The organism is Streptomyces sp. NPDC001514 (genome assembly GCF_053597075.1).
In genome coordinates this window covers 116,244-133,987 of record NZ_JBSFHO010000001.1, presented here as the reverse complement: position 1 = coordinate 133,987, position 17,744 = coordinate 116,244, and the positions used below count along the sequence as shown (strand labels likewise).

Annotated in this window: 13 protein-coding genes; 4 read left to right on the top strand and 9 right to left on the bottom strand. The window is 68.4% G+C overall.

Annotation, left to right across the window (positions count from 1 at the left end):
- Positions 1 to 49: 49 nt before the first annotated feature.
- The 9 genes from ACWCXB_RS00570 to ACWCXB_RS00530 all read right to left on the bottom strand — a co-directional run bounded on the left by ACWCXB_RS00570 (position 50) and on the right by ACWCXB_RS00530 (position 13,532).
- Positions 50 to 1,684, bottom strand: a complete 1,635-nt coding sequence (locus tag ACWCXB_RS00570; protein ID WP_450717446.1) for a peptide ABC transporter substrate-binding protein — start codon at positions 1,682 to 1,684, stop codon at positions 50 to 52.
- A gap of 100 nt (positions 1,685 to 1,784) precedes the next feature.
- On the bottom strand, positions 1,785 to 2,015 hold the full coding sequence (locus ACWCXB_RS00565) for a GNAT family N-acetyltransferase (RefSeq protein ID WP_450717444.1): 231 nt from the start codon (positions 2,013 to 2,015) through the stop codon (positions 1,785 to 1,787).
- Positions 2,016 to 2,285: 270 nt separating this feature from the next.
- Positions 2,286 to 3,434 carry an ABC transporter ATP-binding protein gene (locus ACWCXB_RS00560; protein WP_450717442.1) on the bottom strand — a complete coding sequence of 383 codons (1,149 nt, stop codon included), beginning with the start codon at positions 3,432 to 3,434 and terminating at the stop codon, positions 2,286 to 2,288.
- Positions 3,427 to 4,485: an ABC transporter ATP-binding protein gene (locus ACWCXB_RS00555; protein WP_450717440.1), complete on the bottom strand. Its 1,059-nt coding sequence runs from the start codon at positions 4,483 to 4,485 to the stop codon at positions 3,427 to 3,429. The genes ACWCXB_RS00560 and ACWCXB_RS00555 overlap by 8 nt, the downstream gene beginning before the upstream one ends.
- A gap of 11 nt (positions 4,486 to 4,496) precedes the next feature.
- Entirely contained in the window at positions 4,497 to 5,450 is a 954-nt protein-coding gene (locus ACWCXB_RS00550) for an ABC transporter permease (RefSeq protein WP_450717438.1), read from the bottom strand.
- Entirely contained in the window at positions 5,443 to 6,375 is a 933-nt protein-coding gene (locus tag ACWCXB_RS00545) for an ABC transporter permease (protein WP_450718178.1), read from the bottom strand. Before ACWCXB_RS00545 ends, ACWCXB_RS00550 begins: the two co-directional genes overlap by 8 nt.
- A 172-nt stretch (positions 6,376 to 6,547) precedes the next feature.
- Entirely contained in the window at positions 6,548 to 8,188 is a 1,641-nt protein-coding gene (locus ACWCXB_RS00540) for a peptide ABC transporter substrate-binding protein (protein ID WP_450717436.1), read from the bottom strand.
- 489 nt (positions 8,189 to 8,677) lie between these two features.
- Complete coding sequence (typA, locus tag ACWCXB_RS00535; RefSeq protein WP_450717434.1) at positions 8,678 to 10,579, bottom strand: translational GTPase TypA; 1,902 nt, start codon at positions 10,577 to 10,579, stop codon at positions 8,678 to 8,680.
- Positions 10,580 to 10,922: 343 nt separating this feature from the next.
- On the bottom strand, positions 10,923 to 13,532 hold the full coding sequence (locus ACWCXB_RS00530; RefSeq protein WP_450718176.1) for an ABC transporter substrate-binding protein: 2,610 nt from the start codon (positions 13,530 to 13,532) through the stop codon (positions 10,923 to 10,925).
- Between the two features lie 293 nt (positions 13,533 to 13,825).
- Between ACWCXB_RS00530 and ACWCXB_RS00525 the strand changes: the two genes are divergently transcribed.
- Genes ACWCXB_RS00525 through ACWCXB_RS00510 form a run of 4 tightly spaced genes read left to right on the top strand, consistent with a single transcriptional unit; the run spans position 13,826 to position 17,609 of the window.
- Entirely contained in the window at positions 13,826 to 14,056 is a 231-nt protein-coding gene (locus ACWCXB_RS00525; protein WP_450717432.1) for a hypothetical protein, read from the top strand.
- Positions 14,057 to 14,065: 9 nt separating this feature from the next.
- Entirely contained in the window at positions 14,066 to 14,884 is an 819-nt protein-coding gene (locus ACWCXB_RS00520; protein ID WP_450717430.1) for a hypothetical protein, read from the top strand.
- Between the two features lie 23 nt (positions 14,885 to 14,907).
- Positions 14,908 to 16,842, top strand: coding sequence for a fumarate reductase/succinate dehydrogenase flavoprotein subunit (locus tag ACWCXB_RS00515; RefSeq protein WP_450717428.1), 1,935 nt, complete (start codon positions 14,908 to 14,910; stop codon positions 16,840 to 16,842).
- Positions 16,839 to 17,609: a succinate dehydrogenase/fumarate reductase iron-sulfur subunit gene (locus ACWCXB_RS00510; RefSeq protein WP_450717426.1), complete on the top strand. Its 771-nt coding sequence runs from the start codon at positions 16,839 to 16,841 to the stop codon at positions 17,607 to 17,609. The genes ACWCXB_RS00515 and ACWCXB_RS00510 overlap by 4 nt, the downstream gene beginning before the upstream one ends.
- Positions 17,610 to 17,744 lie beyond the last annotated feature (135 nt).

Here is a 17,744-nt window from a genome sequence, read left to right as displayed (position 1 = left end):
GCGGGGCTCCTGGGGGTGCGGGTCCGGGCGAACAGCGGCCGGGCGGCCGTCAGCTGACCTTGATCTCGTTGTAGACGGGGACGCTGAACTGGTTGAGCGAGACGTTGCTGATCCGTTCCGAGTAGCCGGCGCTGCCGTTCTGGTACCAGAGCGGGATCGCCGCCATCTGGTCCCGTACGACCCCCTCGGCCTGCTTGAACGTGCCGATGGCCTTCGCCGTGTCGGTCTCGGCGTTGGCCTCGTCGACGAGCCGGTCGAACTCCTCGTTGGACCACTTGCCGTCGTTGGAGGAGGCGTTGGTGTAGTAGAGCGGCTGGAGGAAGTTCTGGATGAGCGGGTAGTCCATCTGCCAGCCGGCCCGGAAGGGGCCGGTCATCTTGGACCGGGTGATCTGGTTGCGGTAGTCGGCGAAGGTGCCGACGGGGTTGCCGACGCAGGCCTTGTCGTTGCCGAGCGCGTTGTTGATGGAGTTGCAGACGGCGTCCACCCACTCCTTGTGGGAGCCGCTGTCAGCGTTGTACGAGATCTTCACCTGTCCGCGGGGGAGCCCACCGCCCTCAGCGATCAGCTTCTTCGCCTCGCCCGGGTTGTACGTACAGGCGTCACCGCAGAGCGAGTCGTCGTAGCCGCCGTCCGCCCCGAGGACCGGGGACGTCCAGTCCTTGGCGGGCGTGCGGGTCTTCTGGAAGATCGTGTCGGTGATCTGGCCTCGGTTGATCGCCATGGACAGGCCCTTGCGCACCTTCTCCTGGCCGGGCTTGTTCCAGGCAGGGTCGTAGTAGGGGAAGGCAAGCGTCTGGATGATGCCGGCGGGGGTGTTGATGTACCGGTCGCCGAGGTCGGCCTTCACGTTCTTGAGCTGGGACGCGGGGACGTCGTCGACGAGGTCGAGGTTCCCGGCCGTCAGATCGGTGTAGGCGGTGTTGTTGTCCGTGTAGACCTTGAGGTCGATGCCGCCGTTCTCCGCCTTGTCGTCGCCGGGGTACTGGTCCCAGCGGCGCAGGGACATCTGGGAGCCCCTCGCGTACGAGTCGACGGTGTACGGGCCGTTGCCGACGGGCTTGGCCAGCCAGGCGCTGTGGTCGGTGAAGAAGGTCTTGGGGAGCGGCGAGAACGCGGCGTAGCCGAGGGTCTCGGGCCAGGTGGAGAACTTCTGCGTGAGCTTGACCGTGAAGGTCCGCGGGCCGGTCACCTTCAGGCCGGACATGGTCGCGGCGGTGGGCTCGCCGGATTCGGGGTGGACCTGGTCGTAGCCCTCGATGTAGCCGAAGAAGTAGGCGTTGCGCTGGTTGTTCTTGAGGTGGGCGCCGTAGTTCCAGGCGTCGACGAAGGACTGGGCGGTGACGGGCTCGCCGTTGGAGAAGGTCCAGCCGTCCTTGACGGTGACGGTGAAATTGGTGGAGTCGGTGGTGTCGATCTTCTCGGCGAGCATGTCCTGTGCCTCGCCGGTCTTCGGGTCGTACTGCTTGAGACCGCGGAAGATCATGTCGAGGACCTTGCCGCCCTGGACCTCGTTGGTGTTCGCCGGCTCCAGCGGGTTCTGCGGGTCCCCCCAGGAGGAGCTGACGATCCCGTCGGCACCGCCGCCGCCTTCGCCACCGCCGCCGCAGCCGGTGGCGGCGAGCACGACGGCGGCGGCGCAGGCGGCCCATCGGGCGGGCGTGGCGCGGATGGCTCGGCGCATGGCGTGCCTCCTGGGGCGCAGGGCGATACGTAGATCCCAATATCACCCCAAAACCACACATATCGCACTCACGCAACGCCGGTACTTCCGCGAGCAGGGCTCACGGGCGCAGAGGCACCGTCAGTTCCCAGGTGTCCGCGGAGTAGTGGAGCGACATCCCGCTGCGCTCGTACAGCCGCAGCGCACCCGTGGTGTTGCCGGTGTCGACCGCGAGCCCCACCGTGGTCCGGCCGCGGCGGGCGAACTCCGCGAACGCCTGGCGCAGCAGCAGCGCGCCGATCCCGCGCCCGCGGGCTGACGGGAGCACCCCGAGCGCTCGCACCCAGCCCATGCTGCCGCGGTCGTCAGGGCCAGGAGCACCGCCGCATCGTCCGCGCAGTCCGCACGGGCGATCCAGACGAGGGGGCGTCGGGCTCCACGGGCTCGCCGGTCTCCTGCCGCACCATGCCGAAGGCGACGGGCTTGCCGCCCTCCTCGGCGAGCCAGGCCTCGGTCCCCGGGACGTCCGACCGCCGCGCCAGGGGACGCCGGCACCCGGGAACGCCGAAGGCGCCCGGAACCTCAGTGGTTCCGGGCGCCCCAGGTGCCGTACGGGCGAAGATCACACCGCGTGGACGACGTCCTTCTCCTCGGCGAAGTGGCACGCCGACTCGTGCGCGGCCGGGGTGTCCTGGCCGACGAAGCGCTCCGGGACCGCCAGCAGCGGCACCTCGGTGGCGCACTTGTCCTCGGCCTTCCAGCAGCGGGTGCGGAAGCGGCAGCCGGACGGCGGGTTCGCCGGGGACGGGACGTCACCGGTGAGGATGATCCGCTCGCGGCCCTCACGGGCCTCCGGGTCGGGCACGGGGACCGCCGACAGCAGCGCCTGGGTGTAGGGGTGCGTCGGGTGGTCGTAGATCTGCGTGTCCGTACCGATCTCGGCCATCTTGCCGAGGTACATCACGCCGACCCGGTCGGAGATGTGCCGGACGATCGACAGGTCGTGCGCGATGAAGATGTAGGACAGGTTGAACTCGTCCTGCAGCTTCTCCATCAGGTTGATGACCTGCGCCTGCACGGAGACGTCGAGCGCCGAGACCGGCTCGTCGCAGATGATGATCTCCGGGTTGAGCGCGAGACCGCGGGCGATGCCGATGCGCTGGCGCTGACCGCCGGAGAACTGGTGCGGGTACCGGTTGATGTACTCCGGGTTCAGACCGACGACGTCAAGCAGCTCCTGCACCTTGCGGCGCCGGTCGCCCTTCGGGGCCACCTCGGGGTGGATGTCGAAGGGCTCGCCGATGATGTCGCCGACCGTCATACGCGGGTTCAGCGAGGTGTACGGGTCCTGGAACACCATCTGGATGTTCCGGCGGACCGCCTTCAGCGCCCGCCCGGACAGCCTCGTGATGTCCTGGCCCTTGTAGAAGACCTCGCCGGCCGTCGCGGTCTCCAGCGACATCAGCAGCTTGGCGACCGTGGACTTGCCACAGCCGGACTCGCCCACGATGCCGAGGGTCTCGCCCTGGTAGAGGTCGAAGGAGACCCCGTCCACGGCCTTGACCGCGCCGACGCTCTTCTTGAAGAGGATGCCCTGGGTCAGCGGGAAGTGCTTGACCAGATTGCGCACCTGGAGGATCGGCTCACCGCGGTCGACCGGCGCCTCGAGGGCGGCCACGGCCTCCGCCTCGGTGGCGGCGTCGACCGTCTCGACCTCGGTCACGTTCGGCGTCGCGTCCACGGCCTCATCGTTCTTGCTGAGCTCAGCCATGGATCGTCTCCTTCCAGAAGTGGCACGCGCTTCCGCGGCCGGGCAGCTCGGTGCCGTCCTGCTCGGTCACCGGGTGCAGAGCCGGGATCTGCGTACGGCAGATGTCGTCCGCCTTCGGGCACCGCGGGTTGAAGGCGCAGCCGGACGGCACACGCAGCAGGTTGGGCGGCAGACCCTTGATCGCGTACAGCTCCTGGCCCTTCTGGTCCAGGCGCGGGATCGAGTCCAGCAGACCACGCGTGTACGGGTGCGCGGGGCGCTTGTACAGCTCGTGCACCGGTGCCTGCTCGACGATCCGGCCCGCGTACATCACGGCGATCTTGTCAGCGACATCGGCAACGACGCCGAGGTCGTGGGTGATCAGGATCAGACCCATGTTGTACTCGGCCTGCAGCTCCGCGAGCAGGTCCATCACCTGGGCCTGAACGGTCACGTCGAGCGCGGTGGTCGGCTCGTCCGCGATGATCAGGTCCGGCTCCAGCGCCAGCGCCATGGCGATCATGATGCGCTGACGCATACCGCCCGAGAACTGGTGCGGGTAGTCGTTGACCCGGGCCGCGGCGGCCGGGATCTTGACCTTGTCCATCAGCTCGATGGCCTTGGCCTTGGCGTCCTTCTTGGACAGGCCGTGGTGGACGCGGAACATCTCGCCGAGCTGGTAGCCGACGGTCAGCACCGGGTTCAGCGAGGAGAGTGCGTCCTGGAAGATCATCGCGATCTTCTGGCCGCGGATCTTCCGCCGCTCCTCGTAGGACATCTTGAGCATGTCCTCGCCGCGGAAAAGGATCTCGCCCTGCGGGATCTTTCCGGGCGGCATGTCGAGGATGCCCATGATGGCCTGTGCGGTGACGGACTTGCCGGAGCCGGACTCACCCAGCACGGCCAGCGTCTCACCGGCGTTCACCGAGTAGTTGACGCCGTTGACGGCCTTGGCCACGCCGTCCCGGGTGTGGAACTCGACGTGCAGGTCGCGGACTTCGAGCAGTGGCCCGTTGTGGTTGTCGCCGTCGCGCGGCGCGGGGACCGTCGTGGTGTTGTCGATGATGGTCACGTACGCCCTCCTCAGCGCAGCTTGGGGTCGAGGGCGTTGCGGACTGCTTCGCCGAGCATGATGAACGCCAGAACGGTGATGCTCAGCATGATCGACGGGTACAGCAGGATGTGCTGCGACGTACGGATCTGCTGGACACCGGCGGAGACGTCGACACCCCACGAGATGGTGGGTGACGCGAGACCCAGACCCAGGTAGGACAGGGTCGCCTCGGCCGAGATGTAGCCGCCGAGCGCGATGGTCGCGACGACGATCACCGGAGCCATGGCGTTCGGCAGGATGTGCCGGAACAGGATTCGGGTCGTACCGGCGCCCAGCGCCTTCGCCGCGTGGACGTAGTCGGCCTGCTTGATGGTGATCACGGCACCGCGCATGACGCGGGTGATCTGGGTCCAGCCGAGGAACGCGAGGGCGAAGACGACCACCCAGATGGTGCGCTCGGTGAAGGACTGCAGGACGACCATGGCGCCGAGCAGGAACGGGATGCCGAAGAAGATGTCGGTGATCCGGGAGAGGACCGCGTCGATGATGCCGCCGAAGTAGCCGGCGATCATGCCCATGATGCCGCCGACGATGGTGACGATCAGAGTGACGGAGATACCGACGATGACCGAGGCGCGGGTGCCGTAGATCAGACGGGCGTAGACGGAACGGCCCTGGATGTCGTAGCCGAGCCAGCCCTCGGAGCCGATCTTGCCGAGTTCCGGCTTGCCCACGTAGTGGTGGACGAGGTCACCGAACGTCGGCGAGGCGCTGGTGAACCAGCCCGGGAAGGCGGTGAGCACCAGCAGGAAGAAGATCAGGACCGACGAGACGAGGAAGTACGGGTTGCGCCGCAGGTCGTGCCAGGCGTCGCCCCAAAGGCTGCGGGCCTTGTCCTGCTTCGGCCGGGGCGCGGGCTCCGTCGCAGAGGGGGGTGCGACGGCGTCCTCGACGGCGGCGACGGTCTTGGTCACGTCAGGCATAACGGATCCTCGGGTCCAGGACCGCGTACAGCAGGTCGATGAGCAGGCTGGTGACGAGGTAGACGAGCACCAGGATCGTGACGAGGCCGACGATGGTGGTGCCCTCGCGCCGGGAGATCGACTCGTAGATGACGCCGCCGATGCCCTTGATGTTGAAGATGCCCTCGGTGACGACCGCGCCGCCCATCAGGGCGCCGATGTCGGTGCCGAGGAAGGTGACGACGGGGATCATCGAGTTGCGCATCAGGTGGACGCCGATGACCCGGCGCTTCGGCAGGCCCTTGGCGATGGCCGTACGCATGTAGTCGGCGCGCAGGTTCTCCGCCATGGAGGTCCGGGTGAGCCGGGCCACGTAGGCGAGAGAGAGACCGCCGAGCACGATGGCCGGCGCGATCAGCTCCGACACCTTTGGCTCGACGCCGACGTTCGGTGCGATCCAGTCCAGCTGGAAGGCGAAGACCATCTTGATGATGAAGCCGAGCACGAAGACCGGGATCGAGATGATCAGCAGGGTGAAGATCAGGATGGCGTTGTCGGCCAGGCGGCCGGCGCGCAGGCCCGCGACGACACCCAGGCCGATGCCGAAGACCAGCTCGAAGGCGAAGGCCAGTGCAGCGAGCTGCAGGGTGATGGGGAACGCGTCACCCAGCACTTCGGTGACCGGGCGACCGTTGCGGATCTGGTTGCCGAAGTCGAAGTGCAGGACGATGTTGGTCATGTAGTTCCAGTACTGCTGCCAGATCGGCAGATCCAGTCCCAGTTCTTTTCTCTTCGCGGCGAGAGTCGCCGGGTCCACGCCCTTGTCGCCGAAAAGCCCCGCCACGGGGTCGCCGGGCAGGCTGTAGACCATGAAGAAGATCAGAGCAGTTGTCCCGAGGAAGACCGGGATCATCTGGAGCAGTCGTCGTGCGACATAGCGCCCCATCATGCCTCCGTTGAGATGTGAACAGCCGCAGCCGGACAGGCCCTCCCTCGGCAACCGCGCCCCAGTGGGTACGCGGATGTCGTGGAAGGGCCCCCCAGCCACTGCGTAAGGCACCGGGGCGGGGCTGACGATCCGTCAGCCCCGCATCGGCGTGCGGACTACGCTTGGATGATTACTTCTTGACCTCGACGCCGGTCAGGATCGGGTCACCGTCCTGGCCGTACTGAACGCCGGAGACCTTCTCCGAGTAGCCCGCGTTGACCTTGTAGTACCAGAGCGGGATCGACGGCATGTAGTTGACCAGGTCCTTCTCGATGGCCTGGAACTGCTTCACCGAGTCGTCGAGCGACGAGGCGGAGTCGGCAGCCGCGATCTTGGCGTCCAGGGCCTTGTTGGTGAAGCCACCCTGGTTACCCGCCGCGCCCGTGCGGAACAGGTCGCTGATGAAGTTGGAGTTGACCGGGTAGTCCAGCACCCAGCCGGAGCGGTAGATCGACTTGACCTGCTGGCTCTTACGAGCGGTCAGGTCGGCCTGGAAGTCCGGCTTGCTGTCGCCGGTGCACTTGACACCGGTCGCCTGGGTGATGCTGTTGCAGACAGCGTCGACCCACTCCTTGTGGCCGCCGTCCGCGTTGAACTGGATGGTGATGGCGTTGCCCGGAACGCCGCCACCCGCCTTGATCATTTCCTTGGCCTTGGCCGGGTTGAACGTGGTGACCTCGCCCGCGGCGTTCGGCTGGTAGCCGAGCACGCCCTTGGCGACCCAGCCGGTGGCCGGCTCACGCGTACCCTGCAGCACCGTCTTGGTGATGGTGTTGCGGTCGATGGCCATGGACAGACCCTGGACGACCTTCGGGTCGACCGCCTTCGGCTTCTTCCACTGGTCGGCGTAGAAGGCGATGGCCAGCGTCTGGACGGCGGAGTAGGCCTGGTCCACGGCGCGGTCACCGAGGTCCTGGCGGTAGACCGGGAGGTCCTTCGGCGCGATCTGACGCAGGACGTCCACGTTGCCGGACTTGAGGTCCTCGTAGGCCGCCTCGAGGGTGGTGTAGTTCTTGAAGACCACACCACCGTTCTTGGCCTTGTTCGGGCCCTTGTAGCCGTCGAAGCGGACGATCTTGATCTGCTTCTTGTGGTCCCAGCTCTCGAACTTGTAGGGACCGTTGCCGACCGGCTTCTCACCGGCGGCCTTCGGGTCCTTGTAGAAGGACTCCGGCAGCGGCGCGAAGACGATGTAGGCGAGCTTGTGAGCGAAGTACGGAACCGGGTTCTTCAGCTCGATGGTGAAGGTGGTGTCGTCGACGACCTTGAGGCCCTCCATGGCCTCGGCGGTCGGCTTGGCGCCTTCCTTCTCCGGGTGCAGGGCGTCGAAGCCCTTGATGTCCGCGAACCAGGAAGACAGGCCCTGGGCGTTGTTGATGTTGGCGTTCCAGTTCCACGCGTCCACGTAGGACTTGGCGGTCACCGGGGTGCCGTCGTGGAAGGTCCAGCCCTTCTTGAGCTTGACGGTCCACGTCTTCGAGTCGGTGCTCTCCACCGACTCGGCGTTGATCATCTCGAGCGATCCGTCGGCCTTGTAGTCGACGAGCCTCGAGAACAGGCCGTCCATGACCGCGGAGCCGTTCGACTCCATCGTGTCACCGGTGTGCAGGAGCTTCTCCGGCTCACCAAGCTCGATGGAGAAGATGCCATTGGGGTCGACCGCACCCTTGTTGGCATCGGAGCCACTGTCACTGCCCCCGCCACAGGCGGTCGCTGCCAGGGCGACGACGATCGCGCCCACTACCCACTTGGCGCTCTTGGCACCGCGCATGGGTTCCTCCTCATGAGTCCACTAGTCACTACAAGATGGGCACTGTTCTACGCGCGCTGACACCCCTGACAGCGAGCTTGTCAAGTACCCCGAGTGTGCTCGTGAGTCGGCGCTCCCCACAGCGCGTGACCCATTGACCCGAGCTCAATGGAGCCAACTATTAAGGAGGTGAGGGCTGTAAACCACACTTAAAGGGTCTCGTTTTGACAACATCGACGGAACCACCCGGCCCGAAATCCGGACAAAGCGAGCACAGACAGACACCCGCGAAACGGACCGTTAACACATGTTCCGGAGAGCTACGTTCGATAAACGGACGTAGGGGTCAGGGCCAAGGACCTCAAATGAGTTGACGAAAGGCCCGGCTCCCCACAGTGTCTGCGGGGAGCCGGGCCTTGTGCGCGGAGTTGACCTGGCGTTGACCTGCGTGACGCAGGCCGCGGTCCGGGGACCGCCGGTCAGGTGGCCGGCCGGGCCGTGGTCAGCCGGTCAGCCGTGCTTGGCGCGCGAAGCGGCGCGGGCGCGCTCCCGGGCGTCCAGGTTGACCTTACGGATACGGACGGCCTCCGGCGTCACCTCGACGCACTCGTCGTCGCGGCAGAACTCCAGGGACTGCTCCAGGGACAGCTTGCGCGGCGGAACGATGGACTCCGCGACATCGGCCGTGGAGGAGCGCATGTTGGTGAGCTTCTTCTCCTTGGTGATGTTCACGTCCATGTCGTCGGAGCGGGAGTTCTCGCCGACGATCATGCCCTCGTAGACCTCGGTGCCCGGCTCGACGAAGAGAACGCCGCGCTCCTGGAGGTTGGTCATCGCGAAGCCCGTGACCGCGCCGGAGCGGTCGGCGACCAGCGAGCCGTTGTTCCGGGTCGTCAGCGTGCCGAACCAGGGCTCGTGACCCTCGTGGATGGAGTGGGCGATGCCCGTGCCGCGGGTGTTGGTCAGGAACTCCGTACGGAAGCCGATGAGGCCACGGGACGGGACGACGAACTCCATACGGACCCAGCCGGAGCCATGGTTCGACATGTTGTCCATCCGGCCCTTGCGGACACCCATGAGCTGCGTGACCGCGCCCATGTGCTCCTCGGGCACGTCGATCGTCATGCGCTCGACCGGCTCGTGGACCTTGCCGTCGACCTCCTTGGTGACCACCTGCGGCTTGCCGATGGTCAGCTCGAAGCCCTCACGGCGCATCTGCTCGACCAGGATGGCCAGCGCGAGCTCACCGCGGCCCTGGACCTCCCAGGCGTCCGGGCGCTCGGTGTCCAGGACGCGCAGCGAGACGTTACCGATCAGCTCGCGGTCGAGGCGGTCCTTGACCTGGCGGGCGGTGACCTTGCGGTCCTTCACGGCGGCCTTGTTGTCGGCGCCCTTGCCGGTGCCGCCACGGCCGACGAGCGGCGAGGTGTTCGTACCGATGGTCATCGAGATGGCGGGCTCGTCGACCGTGATCAGCGGCAGCGCGACCGGGTTCTCCGGGTCGGCCAGCGTCTCGCCGATCATGATGTCCGGGATACCGGCGACGGCGCAGATGTCACCCGGGCCGGCCATCTCGGCGGGCTTGCGGGTCAGGGCCTCGGTCATCATCAGCTCGCTGATGCGGACGTTGGCGATCGTGCCGTCGCGCTTGATCCAGGCCACGGTCTGGCCCTTGCGCAGCTCGCCCTGCTCGACGCGGAGCAGCGCGATACGGCCGAGGAAGTTGTCGGCGTCCAAATTGGTGACGTGGGCCTGGAGGGGAGCCTTCTCGTCGAACTCCGGAGCCGGGACGGTCTCCAGGAGGGTGGAGAAGAAGGGCTCCAGGCTGTCGCTGTCGGTGGGGACGGTGCCGTCCTCCGGCTTGGTCAGCGAGGCGACACCGTCACGGGCGCAGGCGTAGACGATCGGGAACTCGATCTGGTCCTCGTCCGCGTCCAGGTCCAGGAAGAGGTCGTACGTCTCGTTGACGACCTCGTCGATACGGGAGTCCGGGCGGTCCGTCTTGTTGATGCACAGGATGACGGGCATCCGGGCCTGGAGGGCCTTGCGCAGCACGAAGCGGGTCTGCGGGAGCGGGCCCTCGGAGGCGTCGACGAGCAGCACGACCGCGTCGACCATCGACAGACCGCGCTCGACCTCGCCGCCGAAGTCGGCGTGGCCGGGGGTGTCGATGATGTTGATCGTGATCGGGTCCCCGCCGTCCTTCGGGTGGTACTTCACCGCAGTGTTCTTGGCGAGGATCGTGATGCCCTTCTCACGCTCCAGGTCGTTCGAGTCCATCATGCGGTCGTCGAGCTGCTGGTGGGCGGCGAAGGCACCGGCCTGCTTCAGCATGGCGTCGACCAGGGTGGTCTTGCCGTGGTCGACGTGGGCGACGATGGCGACGTTACGGATGTCATGGCGCGTGGGCATGCTGGCTAGCTGCTTCTCTCGGATCGTGGGATGCGGCGTCTGTTTGCTCGTACGCCCGCCGGGCGGACGCGCCACGGCTGTGTCCATGGTACGGGGCTGCCGCGCAAGCGGCTTCCGGGCCCGATCCGAGGGCGGGCTCAGAGTGATCTTTGGGGGCGTGTGGGGCAAGCGGTGCGGGGGCAAGCAGGTTCAGGCAGAGGCCCGGGTCATGGGCTGATACGCACTGATGACCTTGCCCGCCGGGGGCTCCGGCGGGCAAGGGACTTGAGCTGCTTCTGAGGTTCTCCGGGGTCCAGGCATCGGCGGCGGGGCTCCCGCACGCCAGTGCCCAGTGGCTGACCAGCTACTTCTTGTTGTTCGTCGTGGTTTTCGACTTCTTGAAGCCGATGTCCTGATAGCGCGGTGCGACGAAGCCGAAGGCGCCCGCGTTCACCAGATCCCGCTTGACGGCCACCAGCTGCGGGCGCTGATAGAGGGGGATGGACCCGGCCGCGGCCCAGATCCGGGCGTCGGCCTGCTTCATCAGCTCCTGGGCCTCCTTCTCGTCCAGCTCGGCGACCGCCTGGTCGAAGAGCTGGTCGATGTGATCCGTACCGACCCGCGTGTAGTTCTGCTCCACCAGCAGCGACCCGTCGGTCGCGGGCTCCGGCTTGGCGAAGATCGGGCGGGCGTCGGTCGCGGGGTAGGCGGAGGCGGGCCAGGAGTAGAGGGCGAGGTCGTAGTTGCCGGAGGCGATGTGGTCCTTGAAGAAGTTCTCGTCGGCGACCTTGGTGATCTCCGCACGGATGCCGATCCTGTCCAGCATGCGGACGATCCGGTTGCCGACCGTGCGCAGGGCCTCGGAGCCGGGTCCCGAGGGGAGGACGAAGCGCAGGGTGAGCGCCTTGCCGTCCTTGCCGAGCGGGCCGCGGGCCGCGCTCTTCGGCCTGTCGGCGGGGGCGGGGGCGCGGGTGCCGACCGGGGCGTAGGCGCCGGCGACCCCCGTCTGCTTCCCGTCTCCGTCGGCGGAGTCGTCGCGGGAGCCCAGGGAAGGGTTGCGGCCGTGGCCTGCGGGGGCGTCGCGGTCGGGGGCGAGGGAGTCGGCCTGGCGACGCAGGGCCGCTCCCTGGAGGGCGGCGGTCCTGGCGGGGGCGAGGATGTTCCAGCCGGCCTCGCGGCCGGGGACGGCGTCGCCGGGCTTGCCGTCGCCGACGATGTAGAGCCCCTCGTCGGAGGCGACGTCCGCGCCCGCCCGGCTCCCGGCGCTCCCGGCGGCCGGGGGCTCGGCCGCGGGACCGCCCGCCGGCGTTCCGGCGGCGGGGCCGTTCGCGGGGCTCTCGGCGACCGGGGGCTTGACCGCGGGACTGCCCGCCGGAGTTCCGGCGGCCGGGGGCTTGACCGCGGGACTGCCCGCCGGCGTTCCGGCGACCGGGGGCTTGACCGCGGGACTGCCCGCCGGAGTTCCGGCGACCGGGGGCTTGACCGCGGGGCTGCCCGCCGGGGTCTTGGCGGCCGGGCCGTTCGCAGGGCTCTCGGGGGCCGCCGGGCTCGCGTCCACGTTCGCCTCGGCGCTCGCCTCGGCGCCCGCCTTGGTCCCGTCGTCCGGCTCCTGCTTGCGCGCCCCCTCCCGCGTCCAGCCCGCGTCGGCGAGCAGCGCCTGCGCCTCCTGGGTGTCCTGGTCGCCGAGCGCCCCGCTGCTGTCGGCGTACGCCGGCTGCCCGGCGAGCGCGAGATGGCTGCCGACGGGATACGCGGGCAGTCCCAGCGGCTTCAGTACGGCCTCGGCGAGCTCCTTGCGGTCGAGCGCGCGGGCCACGGCGCGGCGCACCCGCTCGTCCGCGAGTGGCCCGGACTCGCCGTTCAGCGCGAGCTGGGTGTACGCGGGCTCCAACGTCTTGCGGACGACGAAGGCCCGGAGCGCGATCTGCTGGGTCGCGTACTCGTCGAGCGCGGCCTGATTCTGCTTCCGGGCCAGCAGGACGGCCTCCGCCTGGTCCTCGTCGGAGCCGAACGCGTGCGCCCGGCGCTTGAACGCCGCGGCCTGGGCCTTTCCGGCTCCGGAGCCGTGCTGCGCGGCCCGCTTCTGGCCTTCCCGTGAGGCCACGGCGATCCGGTCCGCGACGCTCCGATCGATTTCGGCCAGATCGACCGCGCCCGTGGCAAGCGCGGCGGCGCGCTCGTCGCGGGGTACGGCGCGCAGGACGAGCGAGTCGAGCTTGGCGGGCTCCCCCCACCAGCGCGGGTTGCGGACGAGCGTCGCGGTGCCGTCCTTGCGGTCGAGATCCTGGAGCTTGAAGGGCCCGGCGGTGGACACCAGCCGGTCCCGTGATCCCTCGTTGAAGGCCGACGGGGTGCCCATCACCTCCTTCGGGTAGAGCGGGGTGAAGAGCGACTGCCAGTCGGCGTACGGCTTGGCGAAGGTGACCCGGACCTCCAGGTCGTTCGCGCCGCGCTCGATCTTCTCGATGCGGTCGTAGCCGGCGTTGCGCGCGGTCCAGAACGCCGAGTTCCTGCCGCTGAGCGCCCGCCACTGGGCGAGGAAGTCGGGCGCCCCGATCTCGCGCCCGTCGCTCCAGACCGCCTCCTGGTTGAGCTTGTAGAGGACGACCTGCTTGGGCTCGCGCTTGACGATCTCGGCCGACTCCAGGAAGTCGGGGTTGCGCTGCGGACGTCCGTGCTCGTCGAGGGTGAAGAGGGAGGGAAGGGCGGCACCGGTGATACGGGCGGTGGCGGCGTCGGCGTCGGCCTGGAAGGCGTTGAGCGTCACGGGCACGGCGTCGACGGCCCAGCGCAGGGTGCCGCCGTCCTCGACCAGGTCACGGGCGGCGGGGCCGATGTCCGCGGGGACCGGCTTGGCCTCGGTCCCGTGCTCCGCCGTGCTGCAGCCCGCCAGTACGGGGAGCGCGAGCGCACCGCTGGTGAGGAGGGCGACGGAGCTCAGGGTCCTTCGGCGTGAGGCGACGACGTAGGGCATGGCCTGTACCTCTTCGTCCTGGTTCGGGAATTTAGGGATGATCACACCTATTGCGCCTACACTGAAGGCCACGGCGGGCAGGGCGTGACGCCGACACGGCGGAGCGGCCCGTGAACCCCACCCATGCGGCCCAATGGGGACGCCCCCTAACGGGTGGCGCGCGCGGGAATCGGTGCACACGCCTTCACAACAAGGGATGTGACGCGCAACACTCGCAGGCGCACAAAGAGCCCTCTGGGGAGCACCCCCAGACACCCGCATGCCACCCGCGACCGCGGAAGTGAGGGCAATACATGTCCATGCAGGACGAGTTGACGGACGTCAAGCGACGCCTCGACGACCTGGCCCGTACGGTCGAGCGGCTGGAGCGGAGCCTCACGCAATCGCGGGAGGACGCCACCCGTGCCCAGCCGGCCGGCCGCCCCGAGGATCTGGTCACCATCCCCGACACCCCGTACGACAGCTCGCTGTGGACGGACTCGGACGACGAGGGCCTGGGTGCGCGCGACCGGCACGCGCCCTAGGAGACCTCGTTGGCCACAGGCACCGAACCCCACACCGACACAGGCGTGCACGGCGCCTCGCGCGCCGCTATCGCCCCCCGCCACCTCAGGACCGATCGCTGGTGGCTGACGCCCGCCGCGACCGCCGCCGGTCTGCTCGCGTTCGTCGTCTACTCGACCTGGCGGGCCTTCGCCAACAGCGACTACTACGCCGCGCCGTACGTGTCGCCGTTCTACTCGCCCTGCCTCGCGGAGAACTGCGAGCCGATGAAGGGCGGCCCCAACTGGGAGATCTTCGGCAGCTGGTGGGGGCTCTCCCCGGCGCTGCTGATCCTGATCTTCCCGCTCGGTTTCCGGCTGACCTGCTACTACTACCGCAAGGCCTACTACCGGGGCTTCTGGGCCTCGCCGCCGGCCTGCGCGGTCGCCGAGCCGCACAAGAAGTACACCGGCGAGACCCGCTTCCCGCTGATCCTGCAGAACATCCACCGCTACTTCTTCTACGCGGCGCTGCCGGTCGCGGGCATCCTCACGTACGACACCGTGCTCGCCTTCCGCGACGAGCACTACGCGTGGGGCCACATGGGTCTCGGCACCCTGGTCTTCCTCGTCAACATCGCGCTGATCTGGGCGTACACCCTGTCCTGCCACTCCTGCCGGCACATCATCGGCGGGCGGCTGAAGCACTTCTCCAAGCATCCGGTGCGCTACCGGCTGTGGGGCTGGGTCGGCAGGCTGAACGAGCGTCACATGCTGCTCGCCTGGGCCTCGCTGATCAGCGTCGCGCTCGCCGACTTCTATGTGTATCTGCTGGCCACCGGTGCCTTCGACGACCCGCGCTTCTTCTAGGGACCCAAGGAAGGTGCCATCTGATGACCGATCTGGAACGGCAGCAGTGGGACGTCGTCGTCGTGGGCGCGGGCGGCGCGGGGCTGCGGGCCGCCATCGAGGCGCGCGAGCGGGGCGCCCGTACGGCCGTGATCTGCAAGTCGCTCTTCGGCAAGGCGCACACGGTCATGGCGGAGGGCGGAATCGCCGCCTCCATGGCCAATGTGAACCCCCACGACAACTGGCAGGTCCACTTCCGCGACACCATGCGCGGCGGGAAGTTCCTCAACCAGTGGCGGATGGCGGAGCTGCACGCCCAGGAGGCCCCGGCCCGGGTGTGGGAGCTGGAGACCTGGGGAGCGCTCTTCGACCGTACGAAGGACGGGAAGATCTCCCAGCGCAACTTCGGCGGCCATGAGTACCCGCGGCTGGCACATGTCGGCGACCGGACGGGCCTGGAGCTGATCCGGACCCTCCAGCAGAAGATCGTCTCGCTGCAGCAGGAGGACAAGGCCGAGTTCGGGGACTACGAGGCACGGCTGAAGGTCTTCCAGGAATGCACGGTGACACGCGTGCTGAAGGAGGGCGCGCGCGTCTCGGGTGCGTTCTGCTACGAGCGCGAATCCGGCCGCTTCTTCGTCCTGGAGGCGCCATCGGTGGTGCTGGCCACCGGCGGTATCGGCAAGTCCTTCAAGGTGACGTCGAACTCGTGGGAGTACACGGGCGACGGGCATGCGCTGGCGCTGCTCGCCGGGGCACCGCTGCTCAACATGGAGTTCGTGCAGTTCCATCCGACCGGGATGGTCTGGCCGCCGTCGGTGAAGGGGATCCTCGTCACCGAGTCGGTGCGTGGCGACGGAGGGGTGCTGCGCAACAGCGACGGCAAGCGGTTCATGTTCGACTACATCCCGGACGTCTTCAAGGAGAAGTACGCGGAGTCGGAGGAGGAGGGCGACCGCTGGTACGAGGACCCGGACAACAACCGGCGCCCGCCCGAGCTGCTCCCTCGTGACGAGGTCGCCCGCGCGATCAACGCCGAGGTGAAGGCGGGCCGGGGGTCTCCGCACGGCGGGGTGTTCCTCGATGTGTCGACCCGGATGCCGGCGGAGGTCATCCGGCGCCGGCTGCCGTCCATGTACCACCAGTTCAAGGAGCTGGCGGACGTGGACATCACCGCCGAGGCCATGGAGGTCGGGCCGACCTGCCATTACGTGATGGGCGGCATCGCGGTCGACTCGGACACCGCCGCCACGGTCGGCGTCCCCGGGCTCTACGCGGCGGGCGAGGTCGCGGGCGGTATGCACGGCTCCAACCGGCTGGGCGGCAACTCCCTCTCCGATCTGCTGGTCTTCGGGCGGCGGGCCGGGCTCCACGCCGCGGAATACGTGTCAGGGCTCACCGGGGCGGCGCGGCCGGCCGTGGACGAGGACCAGATCGACGCGGCCGCGGCGGAGGCGCTGCGTCCGTTCAGCGCGGAGGGCCCGGAGCCGGGCACGGCCCCGGAGAATCCGTACACCCTCCACCAGGAACTCCAGCAGACCATGAACGACCTGGTCGGCATCATCCGGCGCGAGCCCGAGATGATGCAGGCCCTGAAGAAACTGGCCGAGCTCCGGGTCCGCGCGCGCGGCGCCGGGGTCGAGGGCCACCGGCAGTTCAACCCGGGCTGGCACCTCTCCCTGGACCTGCGGAACATGCTGCTGGTCAGCGAGTGCATCGCCCGCTCCGCCCTGGAGCGCACGGAGAGCCGCGGCGGCCACACGCGCGAGGACTGCCCCGGGATGGAGCGCGAGTGGCGCCGGATCAATCTGCTGTGCCGGCTCGCGGACCCCACGGGCGGCCTGGCGGCCACCGAACCGGCGCGCGGCCAGATCGATCTCGTACGCAAGACCACGGATCCCATCCGCCCCGACCTGCTCTCCCTCTTCGAGAAGGAGGAGCTGGTCAAGTACCTCGCCGAAGAGGAGCTGTACGAATGAGCACGTACGACGCTCGGTTCAGGGTCTGGCGGGGCGACCAGGAGGGCGGGGATCTCAGGGACTTCACGGTCGAGGTCCACGAGGGCGAGGTCGTCCTGGACATCATCCACCGGCTGCAGGCCACCCAGGCCCCGGATCTGGCGGTGCGCTGGAACTGCAAGGCGGGCAAGTGCGGCTCGTGCAGCGCGGAGATCAACGGCCGTCCGCGGCTGATGTGCATGACCCGCATGTCGGTCTTCGACCGGGCCGAGACCATCACGGTGACCCCGCTGCGGGCCTTCCCGGTGGTGCGCGACCTGGTCACGGATGTCTCCTTCAACTACGAGAAGGCCCGTGAGGTGCCGTCGTTCGTCCCGCCTCCCGGGCTCGCCGCCGGCGAGTACCGCATGCAGCAGGTCGATGTGGACCGCTCCCAGGAGTTCCGCAAGTGCATCGAGTGCTTCCTGTGCCAGGACACTTGCCATGTGGTGCGTGACCACGAGGAGAACAAGGCGGCCTTCGCCGGCCCCCGCTTCCTGATGCGCGTCGCCGAACTGGACATGCACCCCCTGGACGCGGCAGCCGAGAGCGGCCTGGACCGCAAACGCACGGCCCAGGAGGAGCACGGCCTGGGCTACTGCAACATCACCAAGTGCTGCACCGAGGTGTGCCCGGAGCAGATCAAGATCACGGACAATGCGCTGATCCCCCTGAAGGAACGGGCGGTCGACCGGAAGTACGACCCGCTGGTGTGGCTGGGGAACAAGATCCGGCGGCGGGGCGAGTGATCCACCCAAGCCGTGATCCAACCTCTGGAACTCAGGGCCGCTGACGATATTGCCGTGCGGTGGAGCTCGAGGTGCTGCATGGGACGGGAACGGGAAGGCGTTCCGCCGGGCACCGCCGACCGACCCCCACCGCAG